The 15,946-nt window shown below is 70.2% G+C and carries 13 protein-coding genes and 1 riboswitch; of the genes, 5 read left to right on the forward strand and 8 right to left on the reverse strand.

Annotated features, from left to right (window positions below):
* The first annotated feature begins 3 nt into the window (after nucleotides 1-3).
* The 3 genes from AXK61_RS22985 (at nucleotide 4) to AXK61_RS22995 (ending at nucleotide 2,496) form a co-directional block, all read left to right on the forward strand.
* Nucleotides 4-792 (forward strand): LppX_LprAFG lipoprotein, encoded by a 789-nt coding sequence (locus AXK61_RS22985; protein ID WP_068747093.1) that lies wholly within the window; start codon nucleotides 4-6, stop codon nucleotides 790-792.
* A gap of 62 nt (nucleotides 793-854) precedes the next feature.
* The gene (locus tag AXK61_RS22990) at nucleotides 855-1,235 is read left to right on the forward strand and encodes a DUF4189 domain-containing protein (RefSeq protein WP_068747094.1); all 381 of its coding nucleotides are present in this window, start codon (nucleotides 855-857) and stop codon (nucleotides 1,233-1,235) included.
* A gap of 112 nt (nucleotides 1,236-1,347) precedes the next feature.
* Entirely contained in the window at nucleotides 1,348-2,496 is a 1,149-nt protein-coding gene (locus AXK61_RS22995; RefSeq protein ID WP_082789510.1) for an endo-1,4-beta-xylanase, read from the forward strand.
* A 6-nt stretch (nucleotides 2,497-2,502) separates the two neighbouring features.
* Here AXK61_RS22995 and AXK61_RS23000 read toward each other — a convergent pair whose 3' ends face one another.
* The 8 genes from AXK61_RS23000 to AXK61_RS23035 all read right to left on the reverse strand — a co-directional run bounded on the left by AXK61_RS23000 (nucleotide 2,503) and on the right by AXK61_RS23035 (nucleotide 12,992).
* The gene (locus tag AXK61_RS23000; protein WP_068747095.1) at nucleotides 2,503-4,365 is read right to left on the reverse strand and encodes an acetoacetate--CoA ligase; all 1,863 of its coding nucleotides are present in this window, start codon (nucleotides 4,363-4,365) and stop codon (nucleotides 2,503-2,505) included.
* A 4-nt stretch (nucleotides 4,366-4,369) separates the two neighbouring features.
* Complete coding sequence (locus AXK61_RS23005) at nucleotides 4,370-5,995, reverse strand: AMP-binding protein (protein WP_068747096.1); 1,626 nt, start codon at nucleotides 5,993-5,995, stop codon at nucleotides 4,370-4,372.
* A gap of 16 nt (nucleotides 5,996-6,011) precedes the next feature.
* A complete protein-coding gene (locus AXK61_RS23010) occupies nucleotides 6,012-6,854 on the reverse strand; it encodes an HpcH/HpaI aldolase/citrate lyase family protein (protein ID WP_068575304.1) in 843 nt (280 codons plus the stop codon).
* A 2-nt stretch (nucleotides 6,855-6,856) separates the two neighbouring features.
* Nucleotides 6,857-7,381, reverse strand: a complete 525-nt coding sequence (locus tag AXK61_RS23015) for a MaoC family dehydratase (RefSeq protein WP_068574751.1) — start codon at nucleotides 7,379-7,381, stop codon at nucleotides 6,857-6,859.
* Nucleotides 7,378-8,526, reverse strand: a complete 1,149-nt coding sequence (locus AXK61_RS23020) for an acyl-CoA dehydrogenase family protein (protein ID WP_068747097.1) — start codon at nucleotides 8,524-8,526, stop codon at nucleotides 7,378-7,380. Before AXK61_RS23020 ends, AXK61_RS23015 begins: the two co-directional genes overlap by 4 nt.
* Before the next feature lies 1 nt (nucleotide 8,527).
* On the reverse strand, nucleotides 8,528-10,513 hold the full coding sequence (locus AXK61_RS23025; RefSeq protein ID WP_068747200.1) for an ATP-binding protein: 1,986 nt from the start codon (nucleotides 10,511-10,513) through the stop codon (nucleotides 8,528-8,530).
* Nucleotides 10,514-10,524: 11 nt separating this feature from the next.
* Nucleotides 10,525-12,057, reverse strand: a complete 1,533-nt coding sequence (locus AXK61_RS23030; RefSeq protein WP_414930022.1) for a carboxyl transferase domain-containing protein — start codon at nucleotides 12,055-12,057, stop codon at nucleotides 10,525-10,527.
* Between the two features lie 320 nt (nucleotides 12,058-12,377).
* The gene (locus AXK61_RS23035; RefSeq protein WP_068574746.1) at nucleotides 12,378-12,992 is read right to left on the reverse strand and encodes a TetR/AcrR family transcriptional regulator; all 615 of its coding nucleotides are present in this window, start codon (nucleotides 12,990-12,992) and stop codon (nucleotides 12,378-12,380) included.
* A 59-nt stretch (nucleotides 12,993-13,051) separates the two neighbouring features.
* Nucleotides 13,052-13,220: riboswitch (M-box (ykoK) riboswitch) on the forward strand.
* 257 nt (nucleotides 13,221-13,477) lie between these two features.
* Here AXK61_RS23035 and AXK61_RS23040 point away from each other — a divergent pair.
* Both AXK61_RS23040 and AXK61_RS23045 read left to right on the forward strand, forming a co-directional pair.
* Entirely contained in the window at nucleotides 13,478-14,182 is a 705-nt protein-coding gene (locus AXK61_RS23040; protein WP_068575302.1) for an MgtC/SapB family protein, read from the forward strand.
* Nucleotides 14,179-15,942 carry an ABC transporter permease gene (locus AXK61_RS23045; RefSeq protein ID WP_175400093.1) on the forward strand — a complete coding sequence of 588 codons (1,764 nt, stop codon included), beginning with the start codon at nucleotides 14,179-14,181 and terminating at the stop codon, nucleotides 15,940-15,942. The genes AXK61_RS23040 and AXK61_RS23045 overlap by 4 nt, the downstream gene beginning before the upstream one ends.
* Nucleotides 15,943-15,946: the final 4 nt, after the last annotated feature.

The following is a 15,946-nucleotide window of genomic DNA, read 5'->3' on the forward strand; positions in this document are numbered from 1 at the left end:
CTCATGAAGTCTTCCCGCCCCGCTCTCGTCGCCGCCTCCGCGGCGCTGGCGCTGACCGTCGCGCTCACCGGCTGCGCCGACAAGGGCAGCTCGTCGAACGGCTCGGAGTCCACGTCCACCGCATCGGCGGATGCGTCGGGAATCGACGCCCCGGCCGCGCTCAAGGAGACCTCCGAGGCGGCCAAGAACCTCACCAGCACGCACTTCACCGTCGCGGTGACCGGGAAGGTGCAGGGCCTCCCGATCTCCAAGGTCGACGGTGACCTCCAGATCAAGCCCGCCATCCAGGCGCAGGGCACCGCGCTGGTGCAGCCCGGCAACGCGGAGGGCAAGTTCACCTTCATCGACGGCACCATGTACGCCGCTCTGTTCGGGGACAAGTACGTCGACTACGGCGACGGCAAGTCGATCTACGACGTCTCGGCCCTCTTCGACCAGAGCAAGGGCATCCCGAACATCCTGACCAAGATCACCGGCGCCAAGGCCGTCGGCACCGAGACCATCGACGGCCAGGAGACCACCAAGATCACCGGCACCGTGCCCGCGACGGAGATCGCCACGATCTCCGGTTCGCGCGTCGATCCGGCGAAGAGCGTCCCGGTGCCCACCACGGTATGGGTCCAGAAGTCCGGCGACAAGCAGCTCGTCCGCATCGAGATCAAGCCCTCCACCGACGGGTCGATCACGCTCACCTTCTCCAAGTTCGGCGAGAAGGTCACCGTGACCAAGCCGACCGTGACCCCCATCGAGACCACCGACAAGCCCGAGGCCGGCGAGGCCCTGCCCCGCTGACCCCCGTCGCGGTCTCCCCCCGGATCGCGCCATCCCCCAGCTCTTCCGAGAAAGGCACCACCATGAAGACCCTCACCAAGAAGGCGTTCGTCGCCGCCGTCGCCACCGCGAGCGTCGCGGGCGGCATCCAGATCGCGGCCGCCCCCGCCGCGAACGCCGCCGTCAACTTCGGCGCCATCGCGGTCGCGTCCAACGGCGCGACCGGCCGCTCGTGGGACTACCCGTCCCGCGGCGCCGCCGAGCGCGCCGCGCTCAACTCGTGCGGCTGGGGCAGCTGCAAGGTGCTCGCCTCGTTCAGCGACGGCTGCGGCGCGGTCGCCCAGACCCGCACGCGGTACCAGGGCGGCACGGGCCGCTCCCTCTACGCGGCGCAGCGGAGCGCCATCTCGCTGTCCGGCGGTGGGTCGATCTTCGTCTGGACGTGCACCTCGGGTCACCTCTGATCCACCCCGCACTGCACGAGGGGCGGCACCGTTCACGAACGGCGCCGCCCCTCGACGTGTTCGGGCCGAGTAGTCCGTCCTCGGCCGAACACGACATCCGTACGCTCGGGTCATGAAACAGGGACGGCTCGGGGCGATCTTGCTGGCCGCGGCGATCGCCGCCTGTGCCTGCGGATCGGTCGAGCCCGGCGGGGCACCGTCACCGTCGAACCGCGCGGGCCCGTGCGCCCTGCCCGACCCACCCCTGCGGGACCTCGCCGAGGGACGGACGATCGGGACCGCCTACCGATCCTCCTTCGCCGACGGTGACCGTTGTTACGCGGAGATCGCGGGTCGCGAGTTCGGTTCGCTGACCACGGAGATCGGGACGATGACGAACACCGTCGCGCCGGCCGCGGGGCGGTTCGACTTCCGAGAGGCGGACGCGGTCGCCGATGCCGCACGTCGGAACCGTCAGGACTTCCAGATCCATTCGCTGATCTGGGATCCCCTGGACCAGCAGGTGTGGGGCGTCGTGCCCGAGTACGTGCGGGCACTCCCGGACGCGCAGCGGCACCGGTTCATGACCGACCTGGTGACGAAGGTCGTGGGGCGGTACGCGGGCAGGGCGTCGACGGTCACCGTGGTCAACGAGCCATTCGACCAGCGCGGCACCCTACAGCACAATGCCTGGTGGCGAACGACTTCCGGCGATCAGTACATCGTCGATGCGTTCCGCGCCGCGCGCCTCGCCGCACCGACGATGAAGCTCTACCTCAACGAGCACAGCGCCGAGACCGTCAGCGACAAGTCGAATGCCCTGCTGGCGCTGGCGAAGAAGCTGCGGGAGACCAGCGTCGAGGTGGTCGTCGACGGCCGGGCCGAGCGGCGGCCCCTGCTCGACGGTGTCGGCTTCCAGGCACACATGCTCGGCGGCGCGGATCAGCAGCCGCGGACCGAGGACATGCGCGCGAACCTGCGGCGGTTCACCGATCTCGGACTCGACGTCCGGTTCACCGAGCTGGACGTGCGGATCCCGACGAAGGACGGCCGGGCCGGTGCCGAGGATCTACAGCGCCAGGCGCGGGTCTACGCGACGATGGCGGGGCTGTGCCGGCAGATCGAGCGCTGCACCGGACTCACCGTGTGGGGCTTCACAGACGAGCGCTCCTGGATCACCGACTACCCCGCCACCTTCTCCGGCTACGGCAGCGCGAACCTCCTCGACGCGAACTACGCGGCGAAGCCTGCGTGGAACTCCCTTCGTTCCGCGCTCCGGTAGTGCCGATCACCAGGCGTGCTGGCGGCCCTGCTCCTCGTACCAGCCCAGCAGGTCCGGATCGTCCACGGACTTGGGGTCGACGCTGACCTCGCGGCCGGCGAGCATGCCGGTCACGGGGATCTCCAGCTTCTTGCCGGTCCTGGTGTGCGGGATGCCGGGGGCGAGGATGACCTCGTCGGGCACGTGCCGCGGTGAGAGGCGCGTCTTGACGTCGGTGCGGATCCGCCCGACCAGCTCGTCCGTCAGCTCGGCGCCGGGCACGAGCGTGAGGAACAGCGGCATCCAGTACCGCGCGTCCGGGCCGTCCACGCCGACCACCATGGCCTCCGCGACCTCCGGGACGGCCTCGACCACCTCGTAGATGTCGGCCGAGCCCATGCGGATCCCGTTGCGGTTCAGGGTCGCATCGCTGCGGCCGTGGATCGTGACCGATCCGCGGTCCGTCAGCTCCACCCAGTCGCCGTGACGCCACACGTTCGGCGCGACCCCGTCGGTCCACTCGTGCTCGAAGTAGGCGGCGCGGTACTTCTTGTCGCCCGGGTCGTTCCAGAAGCGCGTCGGCATCGACGGCATGGGCATGGTGATCACCATTTCGCCCACCTCGCCGACGAGCGGCGTGCGGTCGGGCGCCCACGAATCCATCGCGCACCCGAGGTAGCGCACCGTCAGCTCCCCGGGGACGTGCGGTACCGATGCGGTGCCACCGCAGAAGGCGCTGCACACGTCGGTGCCGCCCGAGACGGAGCTCACCGGAAGCCCGTGCGCCACATGCTCATCGACCCAGGTGAACAGGTCCGGCGCGAGCGGCGAGCCGGTGCTGCCGATGGTGCGCAGCACCAGCGAGTGCTCGGTGCCGGGGTTCAGACCGGCCTTGCGCGAGGCCTGCAGCTGTCCGGGGCTGGTACCGTAGAAGGTGACCCGCTCGTCCTCGCAGACCTGCCAGAGCCGATCGGCGGTGGGCGCCAACGGGTGCCCCGAGAAGGTCACGATGGTGGCACCCATGAGCAGGCCGGCCACCTGGTAGTTCCACATCATCCAGGACAGCGCGGTGTGCCAGAAGAAGACGTCGCCGGGACCGATCTCGTTGTGCAGCCCCAACACCTTCACGTGCTCGACGAGGATGCCGCCGTGCCCCTGCACGATCCCCTTCGGCTTGCCTGTGGTCCCGGAACTGAACAGCACCCACAGCGGATGGTCGAAGGGAACCCGCACGGGCCGCAGGTCCGGGGTGTCCGCGCCCGGCTCGGGCAGCTGCGTGATCACATGCGTCGGCGGAACACCGAGCAGCTCAGCGAGTTCGGCGGTATCGGCTCGCTTGTCGACCTGCTTCTCGCCGAACGCGTAGCCGTCGCGGGCGAACAGGACCTTGGGCTCCAACTGCGCCATGCGGCCCGCCGCGCCCTCGGGCGCGTAGTCCTGGCCGCAGCCCGACCAGATCGCGCCGATCGACGCCGTCGCCAGGAAGGCGAGGACCGCGAAGGGCTCGTCGGGGAGGTAGGCCGCGACGGTGTCGCCGACCCCGACCCCGAGGGAGCGCAGCAGCTCGGCGATCGCGGACACCCGTGCGGGCAGCTCCGACCACGGGACCTCCACCCGCGCACCGTCGTCCGAGAGACCGACGATCGCATTGCCGGGCAGGTCCGCGAACGTCAGCACCCGGTCGACGTAGTTCAGCTCCACCTCGGGGAACCAGCGGGCTCCGGGCATCTCGCGGGCCTCGAGCACCGCTCCCGTGCGCTCACCGAGCTCGAAGAAGTCCCACACTCCGCCCCAGAACTTCTCGGGCTCCTCGACGGAGTACCGGAAGACTGTGTCGTAGTCGCCCGTGGGCACGCCCGCGAATTCGGCGAACCGATCGATCGAATGCATGTCTCTACTCTCCCAGACCGAGGAGCCCGACGGACTCCTCTCGCATCTGCACCTTGCGAATTTTTCCCGATACCGTCATAGGGAAAGCCGATACCACGTGCACGTAGCGCGGGATCTTGTGGCGAGCGATCTTGCCGTCGGCGAAGGCTTTCAGGTCCTCGACGGTGAACGAGTCCACGCCCTCGCGGAGCTGGATCCACGCCATCAGCTCCTCCCCGTACTTCTCGTCCGGCACGCCGATCACCTGCGCGTCGAGGATGTCCGGGTGGGTGTAGAGGAACTCCTCGATCTCGCGCGGGTAGATGTTCTCGCCGCCGCGGATCACCATGTCCTTGATGCGTCCGGTGACGCGCACGTAGCCCGCGTCGTCCATGGTCGCGAGGTCGCCGGTGTGCATCCACCCGTCGGCGTCGATCGCCTCGGCGGTCTTCTCCTCGTTGTTCCAGTAGCCCTTCATCACGGAATAGCCACGGGTGCACAGCTCCCCGACCTCGCCGCGCGGCATGACCGTGCCGTCGATCGGGTCGATCACCTGGATCTCCAGGTGCGGCCCCACCCGCCCGACGGTGCCGACGCGCAGCTCGAGCGCATCGTCGACCCGCGTCTGCGTGGACACGGGAGAGGTCTCGGTCATGCCGTAGCAGATCGACACCTCGGTCATGCCCATCCGGTCGACCACCTTGCGCATGACCTCCTCCGGGCACGGTGAGCCGGCCATGATGCCGGTGCGCAGGCTCTTCAGGTCGTAGTCGTCGAAGTTCCCCAGTGCCAGTTCGGCGATGAACATGGTGGGCACGCCGTACAGGCTCGTGCACTTCTCCGCGGCGACGGCGGCCAGCGCATCGTCGGGAACGAACGCCGGCCCCGGGATGACCATGGCCGCACCGTGCGTGATCGCCGCGAGATTGCCCATCACCATGCCGAAGCAGTGGTAGAAGGGCACAGGAATGCAGATCGAGTCCTGCTCGGTGTAGTCCAGCAGCTCGCCCACGAGGTAGCCGTTGTTGAGGATGTTGGAGTGGGTGAGCGTGGCGCCCTTGGGGAACCCCGTGGTGCCGGAGGTGTACTGGATGTTGATCGGGTCGTCGGCGGCCAGCTCGTCGCCGAGGTCGGCGAGGGCGCCGAGCTCGTCGTCGGTCGCCGGAACCAGGTACGCGTCCCACTCCGCCGAGCCGAAGGTCACCACGTCGCGCAGCTCCGGTGCCTCGGGCCGCGCGGCCTCCAGCATCGCCGCGTACTCCGAGGTCTTGAAGCTCGTCATGGTGTACACCGCGACGATGCCGGACTGGTTCAGCGCGTACTCGAGCTCGCGCTGCCGGTAGGACGGGTTGAGGTTGACCAGGATCACGCCGGCGAGCGCGGTACCGAACTGGACGATCACCCACTCCGGGGTGTTCGGCGCCCAGACGCCGACCCGGTCGCCGCGCCGGATCCCGTTCCGCAACAGCCCCGCCGCGAACGCACGCGAGTCCGCGAGGAGCTCGGCGTAGGTCCAGCGCCGGCCGGAGGGCACGTCGACGAGCGCGGTGCGCTCGCCGAACCGGTCGGCGGTCACCTCGAGCTGCGCGCCGATGGTGTACGTGAGCAGGGCGGGTTCGGCCTGGCCGCGGTCGTAGGACGTGGTGGTCATCTTCGCTCCTGGTGACTCAGTCTGCTCTGCTCATGATCGCTCGCGCCTGGGCGAGCAGCGGCGCGTCGATCATCTGACCGCGCACCTGGTAGACGCCGTTGTTGCCCGCCTCGGCCTCGAGCACCTCGCGGGCCCAGGCGATCTCCTCGTCCGTCGGCCGGTAGGCGGCGCGGATCACGGCCGACTGGGAGGGGTGGATGCAGACGGTCGCCGCGAAGCCCAGGGCCACCGCGTCCTCGGCCTCGGCAGCGAGACCGTCGACATCCGCGATGTCGATGTGCACCGCGTCGAGGGCGAACTTGCCGTGCGCCGCCGCGGCGAGCGCGGTCGCCGAGCGGACGTGCCGCGGGACGTCCCGGTAGGTGGCGTCGGCGAACCGCGACGACCGCCCGCCCATCGCCGCGACCAGATCCTCCGCGCCCCACATCAGCCCGATGCAGCGCGGGTGCGCGGCGATCTCGTTGACGTTCACCGCGCCCAGCGGCGTCTCGATCAGGGCGATCACCTGCAGCCCGTCGACCTGCGCCAGCTTGTCCAGCTGGTGCGCGGACTCGGTCTTGGCGAGCATGACCACACGATAGGCGGTCCGCCGCAGCGCCTCGATGTCTTCGGCGAAGTCGTAGGTGCCGAAGGCGTTCACCCGCACGATCGTCCGTTCCGGATCGAGATCGTTGTCGATGAGGGCCTCACGCGCAGCCGGGCGTGCCTCCGCCGTCACCGCGTCCTCGAGGTCGAGGATCACCGCGTCCGCGCGCTCGGCCGCCTTCGCGTACCGCTCCGGCCGGTCGGCGGGACAGAACAGGATCGCGGGGCCCGGCGGCCGCCAGGCGGGGGCGTCACGTCCGTCGTGATGGAACACGCTCACTCCCCCGCCTCATCGGAGGCGGACGGTGCCCTGCGCACCAGGGTCGACCGCTCGGCCACCGCGACGACGGTGCCGTCCTGGTTCCGCGCGACGTGCCGCAGGTTGACGATGCCCTCGCCCGGCCGCGACTTCGACTCCCGCTTGCCGGTGCACAGCGTCTCCGCGTACAGCGTGTCACCCGCGAACACCGGGGCGGGGAAGGCGATCTCGCTGAACCCGAGGTTCGCGACCAGCGTGCCCTGGGTCAGCTGCGCCACGGACAGGCCCACCAGCGTGGAGAGCGTGTACATCGAGTTCACCAGCCGCTGCCCGCCGAAGCCGGGCTGCTGCGCCGACCAGTGCGCGTCCAGGTGCAGCGCCTGGGTGTTCATGGTCAGCTTCGTGAACAGCATGTTGTCGGCCTCGGTCACGGTGACGCCGGGGCGGTGCTCGTAGAGCACACCGTCCTCGAACTCGTCGAACCACAGGCCGCGCTGGGTGACCCGCTTGACGGGCTCGGCGCCCGAGTCCGCCGCGCTCACGCCTGCAGCCCCAGCGATCGGGCGATCAGCATGAGCTGCACCTCGGTGGTGCCCTCGCCGATCTCGAGGATCTTCGAGTCGCGGTAGTGCCGCGCCACGGGGTACTCGTTCATGAAGCCGTAGCCGCCGTGGATCTGGGTGGCCATGCGGGCGTTGTCCATCGCGGCCTCGGAGGAGATCATCTTGGCGATGGCGGCCTCCTTCTTGAAGGGCTTGCCCGCCAGCATGAGCCGCGCGGCCTCGTAGTAGGCGACGCGGGAGGTGTGCGCGCGGGCCTCCATCCGGGCGATGGCGAAGGCGATCGACTGGAACTCGCCGATCGGCTTACCGAAAGCGTTGCGCTCCTTGGCGTACTTCACCGACTCGTCCACGCAGCCCTGCGCCGCACCGGTGGCGACGGCCGCGATGGCGATGCGGCCCTCGTCGAGGATCGAGAGGAAGTTCGCGTAGCCGCGCCCCTCCTCGCCCAGCAGGTTCTCCTTCGGCACGCGCACGTCGGAGAAGCTGAGCGGATGCGTGTCGGAGGCGTTCCAGCCGACCTTGTTGTAGGCGGGCTCCACGGTGAATCCGGGTGTGCCGCTGGGCACGATGATGGTCGAGATCTGCTTGCGCCCGTCCGGCTTGGTGCCGGTCACCGCGGTCACCGTCACCAGGCTGGTGATGTCGGTGCCGGAGTTGGTGATGAACTGCTTGGAGCCGTTGATCACCCACTCGTCGCCATCGAGCTTGGCCGTGGTCTGCGTACCCGAGGCGTCCGAGCCGCAGCCGGGCTCGGTGAGGCCGAAGCCCGCCAGGTTCTCGCCGGCGGCCAACGACGGCAGATACTTCTGCTTCTGCTCCTCGGTGCCGAACCTGTAGATCGGCATGGCGCCCAGGCCGACGCCGGCCTCGACCGTCATCGCGACCGACTGGTCGACGCGGCCGAGCTCCTCCAGCGCGAGAGCGAGTGCGAAGTAGTCGCCGCCCATGCCGCCGTACTCCTCGGGGAAGGGAAGGCCGAACAGGCCCATCTGCCCCATCTGCTTGACGACCTCGTACGGGAACGAATGCTCCTCGTCGTGCTTGGCCGAGACCGGCGCGACGACTTGGTTCGCGAAGTCGCGCACCGTGTCCCGCAGGTCCGCGTAATCCTGGCTGAGTTCCATGTCATTCACCTTCGTTCGTGTTCGCCGTGACCGTCGCGAGCACCTGTGCCGCCGTCACCTTGTCGCCCGTGCGCACCGCGATCGACACCACACCGTCGTGCGGCGCGGCCAGCGGCTGCTCCATCTTCATCGCCTCGATGATCACCAGGGTCTCGCCCTTGGTGACCGTCTGGCCGTCCTCGACCGGCACCGCCACCACGGCGCCCGGCATGGGGCTCACGACGTCGCCGCCGTGGGCGCCGTCGCGGTCCTTCGACGTCGACCGCGCGAGCGGCAGCTCGTGCGTACCGTCCTCGCCACTGACCCAGTAGGTCCCGCCCAGCAGGTCGACGGTGACCGGCGTCGAGTAGCCGTCCACCACGAGACGCTCGCCGGCGATCCGGGCGGTGCCCGCACCGTCGAGCGTCGAGTCCTCGGCCGTGCCGCGCACCGTCACCGCGTCGCCGAGCACGGAGACGTGGACCTCGCCGGTCTCCTCCGTGCCGGCGAAACGGACGACGGTGGGCTGCGCGCCCCCGATGCGCCAGCCGGTCTCGGTGCCCCAGGCACCGTCGCCCGTCGCGGCCGCGACGGCCGTGATCGCGGCGGCGGCGTAGGCGCGGACCGTCGGCGCGGGGCGGGTGTAGGTGGGCGCCAGGCGATCCAGCAGTTCGGTGTCCAGCTCGCCGGAGATCACATCGGCGTCCGCGAGGACGAACCGGCAGAAGTCGACGTTGGTCCGCAGGCCCGTCAGCTGGGTGCCGGCGAGGGCCTCGTCGAGGCGGCGCAGCGCCTGCTCGCGGTCGTCGGCGTGCACGATCACCTTGGCGAGCATGGGGTCGTAGTCGCTGCCGACCACACTGCCGGCCTCGATGCCGGTGTCCACGCGGACCGGGCCGCGGCGGTCGCTGCGCGGGTAGCGCAGGGCCGTCACGGTGCCGCCGGTCGGCAGGAAGCCGGCCGCCGGGTCCTCGGCGTAGACGCGGGCCTCGACGGCGTGCCCGGTGAGCGTCACATCCTCCTGCGCGATCGCCAGCACCTCGCCGTTGGCGACGCGGATCTGCTGCTCCACCAGGTCGACTCCGGTCACCAGCTCGGTGACGGGGTGCTCGACCTGCAGGCGGGTGTTCATCTCCATGAAGAAGAACTTGTCGGGTCGCTTGGCCGAGACGATGAACTCGACGGTGCCCACGCCGGTGTAGCCGACCGACCGTGCGGCATCGCAGGCGGCGCGGCCGATCTCGGCGCGGGTGGCCTCGTCGAGCAGCGCCGACGGGGCCTCCTCGATCACCTTCTGGTGGCGGCGCTGCAGCGAGCACTCGCGCTCACCGAGGTGGATCACGTTGCCGTGCTTGTCCGCCAGCACCTGCACCTCGATGTGGCGCGGGGTGTCCACGAAGTGCTCCATGAAGAGCGCGTCGTCGCCGAAGGCCGCGGCGGCCTCGCGGCGCGCGGCGGCGACCGCGGCGGGCAGGTCCGCCGGGTTCTCGACCCGGTGCATGCCCTTGCCGCCGCCGCCCGCGCTGGGCTTGATCAGCACGGGGAAACCGATGCCCTCGGCCGCGCCGATGAGGTCGGCGTCGGTGAGGCCCGGGCGGCTGATGCCGGGGACCACGGGAACGTCGCGCTCCACGACCGCGGCGCGCGCGGTGATCTTGTCGCCCATCGTCTCGATGGATTCGACGGGCGGGCCGAGGAATTCGATCCCGGCCTCCGACAGCGCCCGCGCGAAGGCGGCGTTCTCGGACAGGAAGCCGTAGCCGGGGTGCACCGCATCGGCGCCGGTGGCGCGGGCGGCCTCGACGACCCTGTCGATGCGCAGGTAGCTCTCCGTCGCGGCCGCCGGGCCGAGGCGCACGGCCTCGTCGGCGAGCTTCACGTGCCGGGCGTCGGCGTCCGCGTCGGAGTACACCGCGACGCTGGCGATGCCCAGGGTGCGCAGGGTGTCGATGACGCGGCAGGCGATCTCGCCGCGGTTCGCGATCAGGACCTTCTCGATCTTGCTCATCTTCTTCTGCCTCACATCCGGAAGACGCCGTAGGAGACCTCGGCGAGCGGCGTGCGGGACGCCGCCTCGAGCGCGAGGCCGAGGACCGTGCGGGTGTCGGCGGGGTCGATGACCCCGTCGTCCCACAGCCGGGCCGTGGAGTAGTAGGCCTGCGACTGCCGATCGAACTGGTCGCGCACGCCCTGCTTGAACTCCTCCATCCCCTCCTGCTCGCGGCGGACCGACCCGAGCGTGTCGGCGGCCTGCGGGCCACCCATCACCGAGATCCGCGCGTTGGGCCACATCCACAGGAAGCGCGGCGAGTACGCCCGCCCGCACATGGAATAGTTTCCGGCGCCGAAGGATCCGCCCACGATCACCGTGAACTTGGGGACCCGGGCGCACGCCACGGCGGTGACCATCTTGGCGCCGTGCTTGGCGATGCCGCCCTCCTCGTACTGGCGGCCGACCATGAACCCGGTGATGTTCTGCAGGAACAGCAGCGGGATGCGGCGCTTGTCGCACAGCTCGATGAAGTGCGCACCCTTCTGGGCGGCCTCGGCGAAGAGCACGCCGTTGTTGCCGATGATGCCCACCGGATGGCCGTGGATCCGCGCGAACGCGGTGACCAGGGTGGTGCCGAAGAGCTCCTTGAACTCGTCGAATTCGCCACCGTCGGCGATGATCCCGATCAGCTTGCGCACGTCGTAGCCGATCTTCGGATCGGTCGGCACCACGTCGTAGAGGTCCGTCTGCGGCCGGGCCGCCGGCACTGCCGGGCGCACGTCCCACTGCACCTCACCGACGGGGCCGAGCCTCCCGACGATCTGGCGGACCTTCTCCAGCGCCTCGTCGTCCGAGTCCACGAGGTGGTCGGTCACGCCCGACTTGGTGGAATGCATGAGGCCGCCGCCGAGATCCTCGGCGGTGACGTCCTCGCCCGTCGCCGCCTTCACCAGCGGCGGACCCGCGAGGAAGATGGTGCCCTGATCGCGGACGATGACCGTCTCGTCGCTCATCGCCGGGACGTAGGCGCCGCCCGCGGTGGAGCTGCCCAGCACGGCCGCGATCTGAGGGATGCCGGCGGCGCTCATATTCGCCTGGTTGTAGAAGATCCGGCCGAAGTGCTCCCGGTCGGGGAAGACCTCGTCCTGGTTGAGCAGCATGGCGCCGCCCGAGTCGACGAGGTAGATGCAGGGCAGCCGGTTCTGCATCGCGATCTCCTGCGCGCGCAGGTGCTTCTTGACGGTGACCGGGTAGTACGTGCCGCCGGAGACCGTCGCGTCGTTGGCGACGATCATGACCTGCCGTCCGGACACGGTGCCGATACCCGCGACCGCACCCGCCGACGGTGCCTTGCCGTCGTACATGTCCTCGGCCGCCAGCGGCGCCACCTCGAGGAACGGACTGCCGGTGTCCAGCAGCCGGCGGATCCGCTCGCGGACCATCAGCTTGCCGCGGCCCTCGTGCCGTGCGCGGGCCCGCTCGCCGCCACCCTGAGCCACTCGGCCGAGCCGTTCGCGCAGCTCGGCGACGTTCGCCTCGTGTTCCTCCCGGAATGTCACGCCCGCTCCTTGTGAGTTAGTCACCATTAACTGAAATCGAGAGTATGTGAGCCCGACCACCTCTGTCCAGTCTTACCGGCGAGTAGTTTCCGCGCGGCCGATTCCCGAGGTTCGCTCACCGACCGATGGCGCCGACGCGGCATCGTCGTCCCCCGCGCCGCACCGAACCGCGACCTCGGCGTTCGCTCCCCCACCAGACGCCCGGCGTCACAGAGGGGGTGAACCGACCCCCACGCCACGCCGTCGTCCCCCACGCCACGCCGTCGTCCCCTGCGCCGCGTCGCCGGCCCCGCGCCACGGCTCACCCTGCGGGCGGCGCGCTACACCCCGAGGGCGGCGAGGGCCTTATCGCGGAGGAGGGCGCGCAGGCGCGGTTGGGGCAGGGCGGGCAGGCTCGGGGCGGCGTTGAGCAGGCCGAAGACGGCGTGCACCGTCGCGCGGTTCTCCACCGGGTCGCCGCCGAGGCGGGTCAGCTCGTCGGCCCAGAGCTCGACGTACTGACGCTGCAGCCGCCGGACCCGGCGCGCGGACTCCGGGGCCAGCGACCACAGGTCGCGGTACTGCACCCGGATCAGGTCCGGCTCGGAGGCCGCGAAGTCGACGTGGAAGTCGACGAGGTCGTGCAGCGCCCGCCGCGGATCGTCGGCGCGCTCCTCGGCGACCCGGCGGCCACCGTCGTAGAGGTACTCGGAGATCTCCTCGAGGAGCGCGGCGAGCACGTCCTGTTTACCCGAGAAGTGCCGGTACATCGCGGGTCCCGAGACTCCCGCGGCGGCCCCGATGTCCTCCAGCCGCACGCCCGCGAAGCCCCGTTCCGCCATGAGCGCGGCGGCCGCGGCGAGCAATTCGCGGCGGCGCGCGGCCTTGGCCCGCTCGCGCGCCGTGCCCGCCTCCGGCGCCGAGCCGACACCGCGCCTCGTCGTGGGTACCTCCATGGCGCGCCACACTACTCGGCTTGCCCCGCCCCGGACCCCGTGTCATGCTTGTTGCGCAAGGCGCCAATCGTTCGCTGAGGCTCCTTCGCGGAAACAGGCCAGCGACCCCGAACGTCGAGAGACGCCCCGGGTCAGGACAGGCGCATCCGGATTAAGGGTGCACCCCGATTGGCTCCCGTTCACGGGTTCACGCCGCGAAGTGCTGAAGGTCTGACGTGGAGGGGCGATCTACTTCACCTTCCTCCTGTGGCGCGCGGTTCGACCGATGGAGGTGATGCGCATGCCCGACGACAGTCGTAGTCGATCGCTCGGCACTCCCCGCATCACCGCGGGAACCCGCTGAGCGCACCGTGATCCGGGCCGGAGGCATGCCTCCTCCGCCCCACTGACATCTCCCACACCCTGCTCCGCCGCGGCCCTCGGGCCCGCGGCGCGGTAGCGCGTGCCCGGACGAGGGGAACACCATGCACGCCTCCACCACGAACATCGCCCTGCTCGACATGCTGCTGCGCATCGCCGCCGGCGTCGGGTTCGGCACCCTGATCGGACTCGAACGCCAGTACCGCGCCCGGATGGCCGGCCTGCGCACCAATGCGCTCGTCTCGGTCGGCTCGGCGCTGTTCGTCGTGTTGTCCGCCTACGGATTCGGCGGCGGCGACCCCACCCGCGTCGCGGCGCAGATCGTGTCCGGCATCGGCTTCCTCGGTGGCGGCGTGATCCTGCGCGACGGCCTCACCGTGCGCGGACTGAACACCGCCGCCACGCTGTGGTGCTCGGCCGCGGTCGGCGCGCTCGCCGGTTCGGGGATGTACGTGCCGGCCGCGATCGGCACCGCCGTCGTGATCGGCGTGAACACCGCGCTGCGATCGGTCGGGCACGCCGTCGACAAGGCGCCGGACACCGGCAAGGAGGCTCCCAGCCGGTACGAGTTCGTCGCCGTGACGCGCGACGAGAACGAGGCGCACGTCCGGGTCATGCTCGTACAGGCCTTGAGCCGCACCGTCTTCCATCTGCAGTCCATCAGCAGCACCAACGCGGAGAAGGGGCGGGTCGAGGTCCGCGCCACGCTCGCCGCCGACGGTCGCGACGACCGCGCGCTCGAATCCGCCATCAGCCAGCTCAGCATGGAGCCGTCGGTCACGGCGGTCCGCTGGGACGTTCTCTCCGACCACGAGGAGGTCGACCTGTGACCACCACGCCCCTCGGCAGCGCACTGCTGCCCGCCCGCCGCCGCAACGTCGGCCGACGCCGATTCGGGTTCGCCGCCGACCTCCTCGTGATCATCGGTGCTGCCGCGCTGATCTGGCTCATCATCCGCGTGGGCCAGGGCATGGGTGCGCCCTTCGACGCCGCCCACGCGGGCGCCCGGATCGACACCGATCCCGCCGAACTGCCCTACTACGCAGCACGATCACTGCTGCGCATGTTCCTCGCACTCGGCGCCTCGCTCGTGTTCACCTTCGTCTACGCCACGCTGGCGGCGCGCTCGCGGCGCGCCCGAGCGGTCCTCCTGCCGATCCTCGACGTGCTGCAGTCGGTGCCGATCCTCGGCTTCCTGTCGATCACGGTCACGCTCTTCATCGCCCTGTTCCCCGGCTCCACGCTCGGCCTCGAATGCGCCGCGATCTTCGCGATCTTCACCTCGCAGGCGTGGAACATGACCTTCGCCTTCTACCAGAGCCTCATCAGCCAACCCCGCGACCTCGGTGAGGCGGCGCAGAATCTGGGACTGTCTCGCTGGCAACGGTTCTGGCGTCTCGATGTGCCCAGCGGCATGATCCCGCTGGTCTGGAACGCGATGATGAGCTTCGGCGGTGGCTGGTTCTTCCTGACCGCCTCCGAGGCCGTCTCCGTCGCGGGCAACGAGTACGCCCTCCCCGGCATCGGGGCCTACGTCGCAACCGCCTCGTCCGACGGTGACCTCGGCCGCGTCGGGTGGGCGATCGCCGCGATGATCGTGGTGATCGTCGGCGTGAACCTCCTGTTCTGGAGCCCGCTCACCGCATGGGCCGAACGGTTCCGGCTCGAGGACTCGGCCACCGGTCGCGAGCCGAAGTCGCTGGTCCTCGGTGTCCTGCGCCGCTCGCACGTCGGCTCCGCGTTCCGTCGCCTGACGAACCCCGTCGTCACCGCCCTCGACGCGACCTTCGGCCTGCTCGGCCGGAGCGCGCCGGCCACCGTCGGGCATCCGGCTCGCAGGCGCCTGGGCAACTGGGTGTTCGCGCTCGTCGTCGCCGCGGTCGTGGCCTACGGGCTGTGGCGCGCCGTCGAACTGATCCTGCGCGACGCGGGCATCGGGGAGGTCGGCCACGTCCTGCCCCTCGGGCTCGCGACGATGGGGCGCGTCGCCGTGGTGATGGTCGTCGCCACCGTGATCTGGGTCCCGATCGGCGTGATCATCGGCCTGAACCCGGCGCTGAGCCGTGCCCTGCAGCCGATCATCCAGGTCTGCGCGAGCTTCCCGGCGAACTTCCTGTTCCCCGTGGTCACGGCGGTTTTCGTAGCCTGGCACATCCCGCTGAACATCGGCGGGATCGTGCTCATGGCGCTCGGCACGCAGTGGTACATCCTGTTCAACGTGATCGCGGCGGCCAGCGCGATCCCCGGCGACCTGCTCGAAGCCGCCGACGACATGCGGCTCCCCCGAACGATGAGGTGGCGCTACGTGCTCCTGCCCGGCGTCTTCGCCGGCTACGTGACGGGCGGCATCACCGCCGCGGGCGGCGCGTGGAACGCCTCGATCGTGGCCGAGATCGTGTCGTACAACGGCGACACGCAGCACGCGTTCGGTCTCGGCGACTACATCGCCCGCGCCACGGCGGCCACCGGCGCGGAGCACGTCTCGCACCTGCTGCTCGGCATCGTCGTGATGTGCCTGTTCGTCGTCGGCACCAACGCGGCGCTCTGGCGCCGCCTCTACCGCGTCGCCGAACGCCGCTACTCCCTCTAGCCAC

This window comes from Tsukamurella pseudospumae, assembly GCF_001575205.1.
GTDB classification, from domain to species: Bacteria; Actinomycetota; Actinomycetes; order Mycobacteriales; family Mycobacteriaceae; genus Tsukamurella; species Tsukamurella pseudospumae.

Excerpts from the sequence above, each read along its gene's own strand:
- AXK61_RS22985 (WP_068747093.1), top strand. The coding sequence starts at position 4 with ATGAAGTCTTCCCGCCCCGCTCTCGTCGCCGCCTCCGCGGCGCTGGCG.
- AXK61_RS22995 (WP_082789510.1), top strand. The coding sequence starts at position 1,348 with ATGAAACAGGGACGGCTCGGGGCGATCTTGCTGGCCGCGGCGATCGCC.
- AXK61_RS23025 (WP_068747200.1), bottom strand. The coding sequence starts at position 10,513 with ATGAGCAAGATCGAGAAGGTCCTGATCGCGAACCGCGGCGAGATCGCC.
- AXK61_RS23000 (WP_068747095.1), bottom strand. The coding sequence starts at position 4,365 with ATGCATTCGATCGATCGGTTCGCCGAATTCGCGGGCGTGCCCACGGGC.
- AXK61_RS23035 (WP_068574746.1), bottom strand. The coding sequence starts at position 12,992 with ATGGAGGTACCCACGACGAGGCGCGGTGTCGGCTCGGCGCCGGAGGCG.
- AXK61_RS23005 (WP_068747096.1), bottom strand. The coding sequence starts at position 5,995 with ATGACCACCACGTCCTACGACCGCGGCCAGGCCGAACCCGCCCTGCTC.
- AXK61_RS22990 (WP_068747094.1), top strand. The coding sequence starts at position 855 with ATGAAGACCCTCACCAAGAAGGCGTTCGTCGCCGCCGTCGCCACCGCG.
- AXK61_RS23020 (WP_068747097.1), bottom strand. The coding sequence starts at position 8,526 with ATGGAACTCAGCCAGGATTACGCGGACCTGCGGGACACGGTGCGCGAC.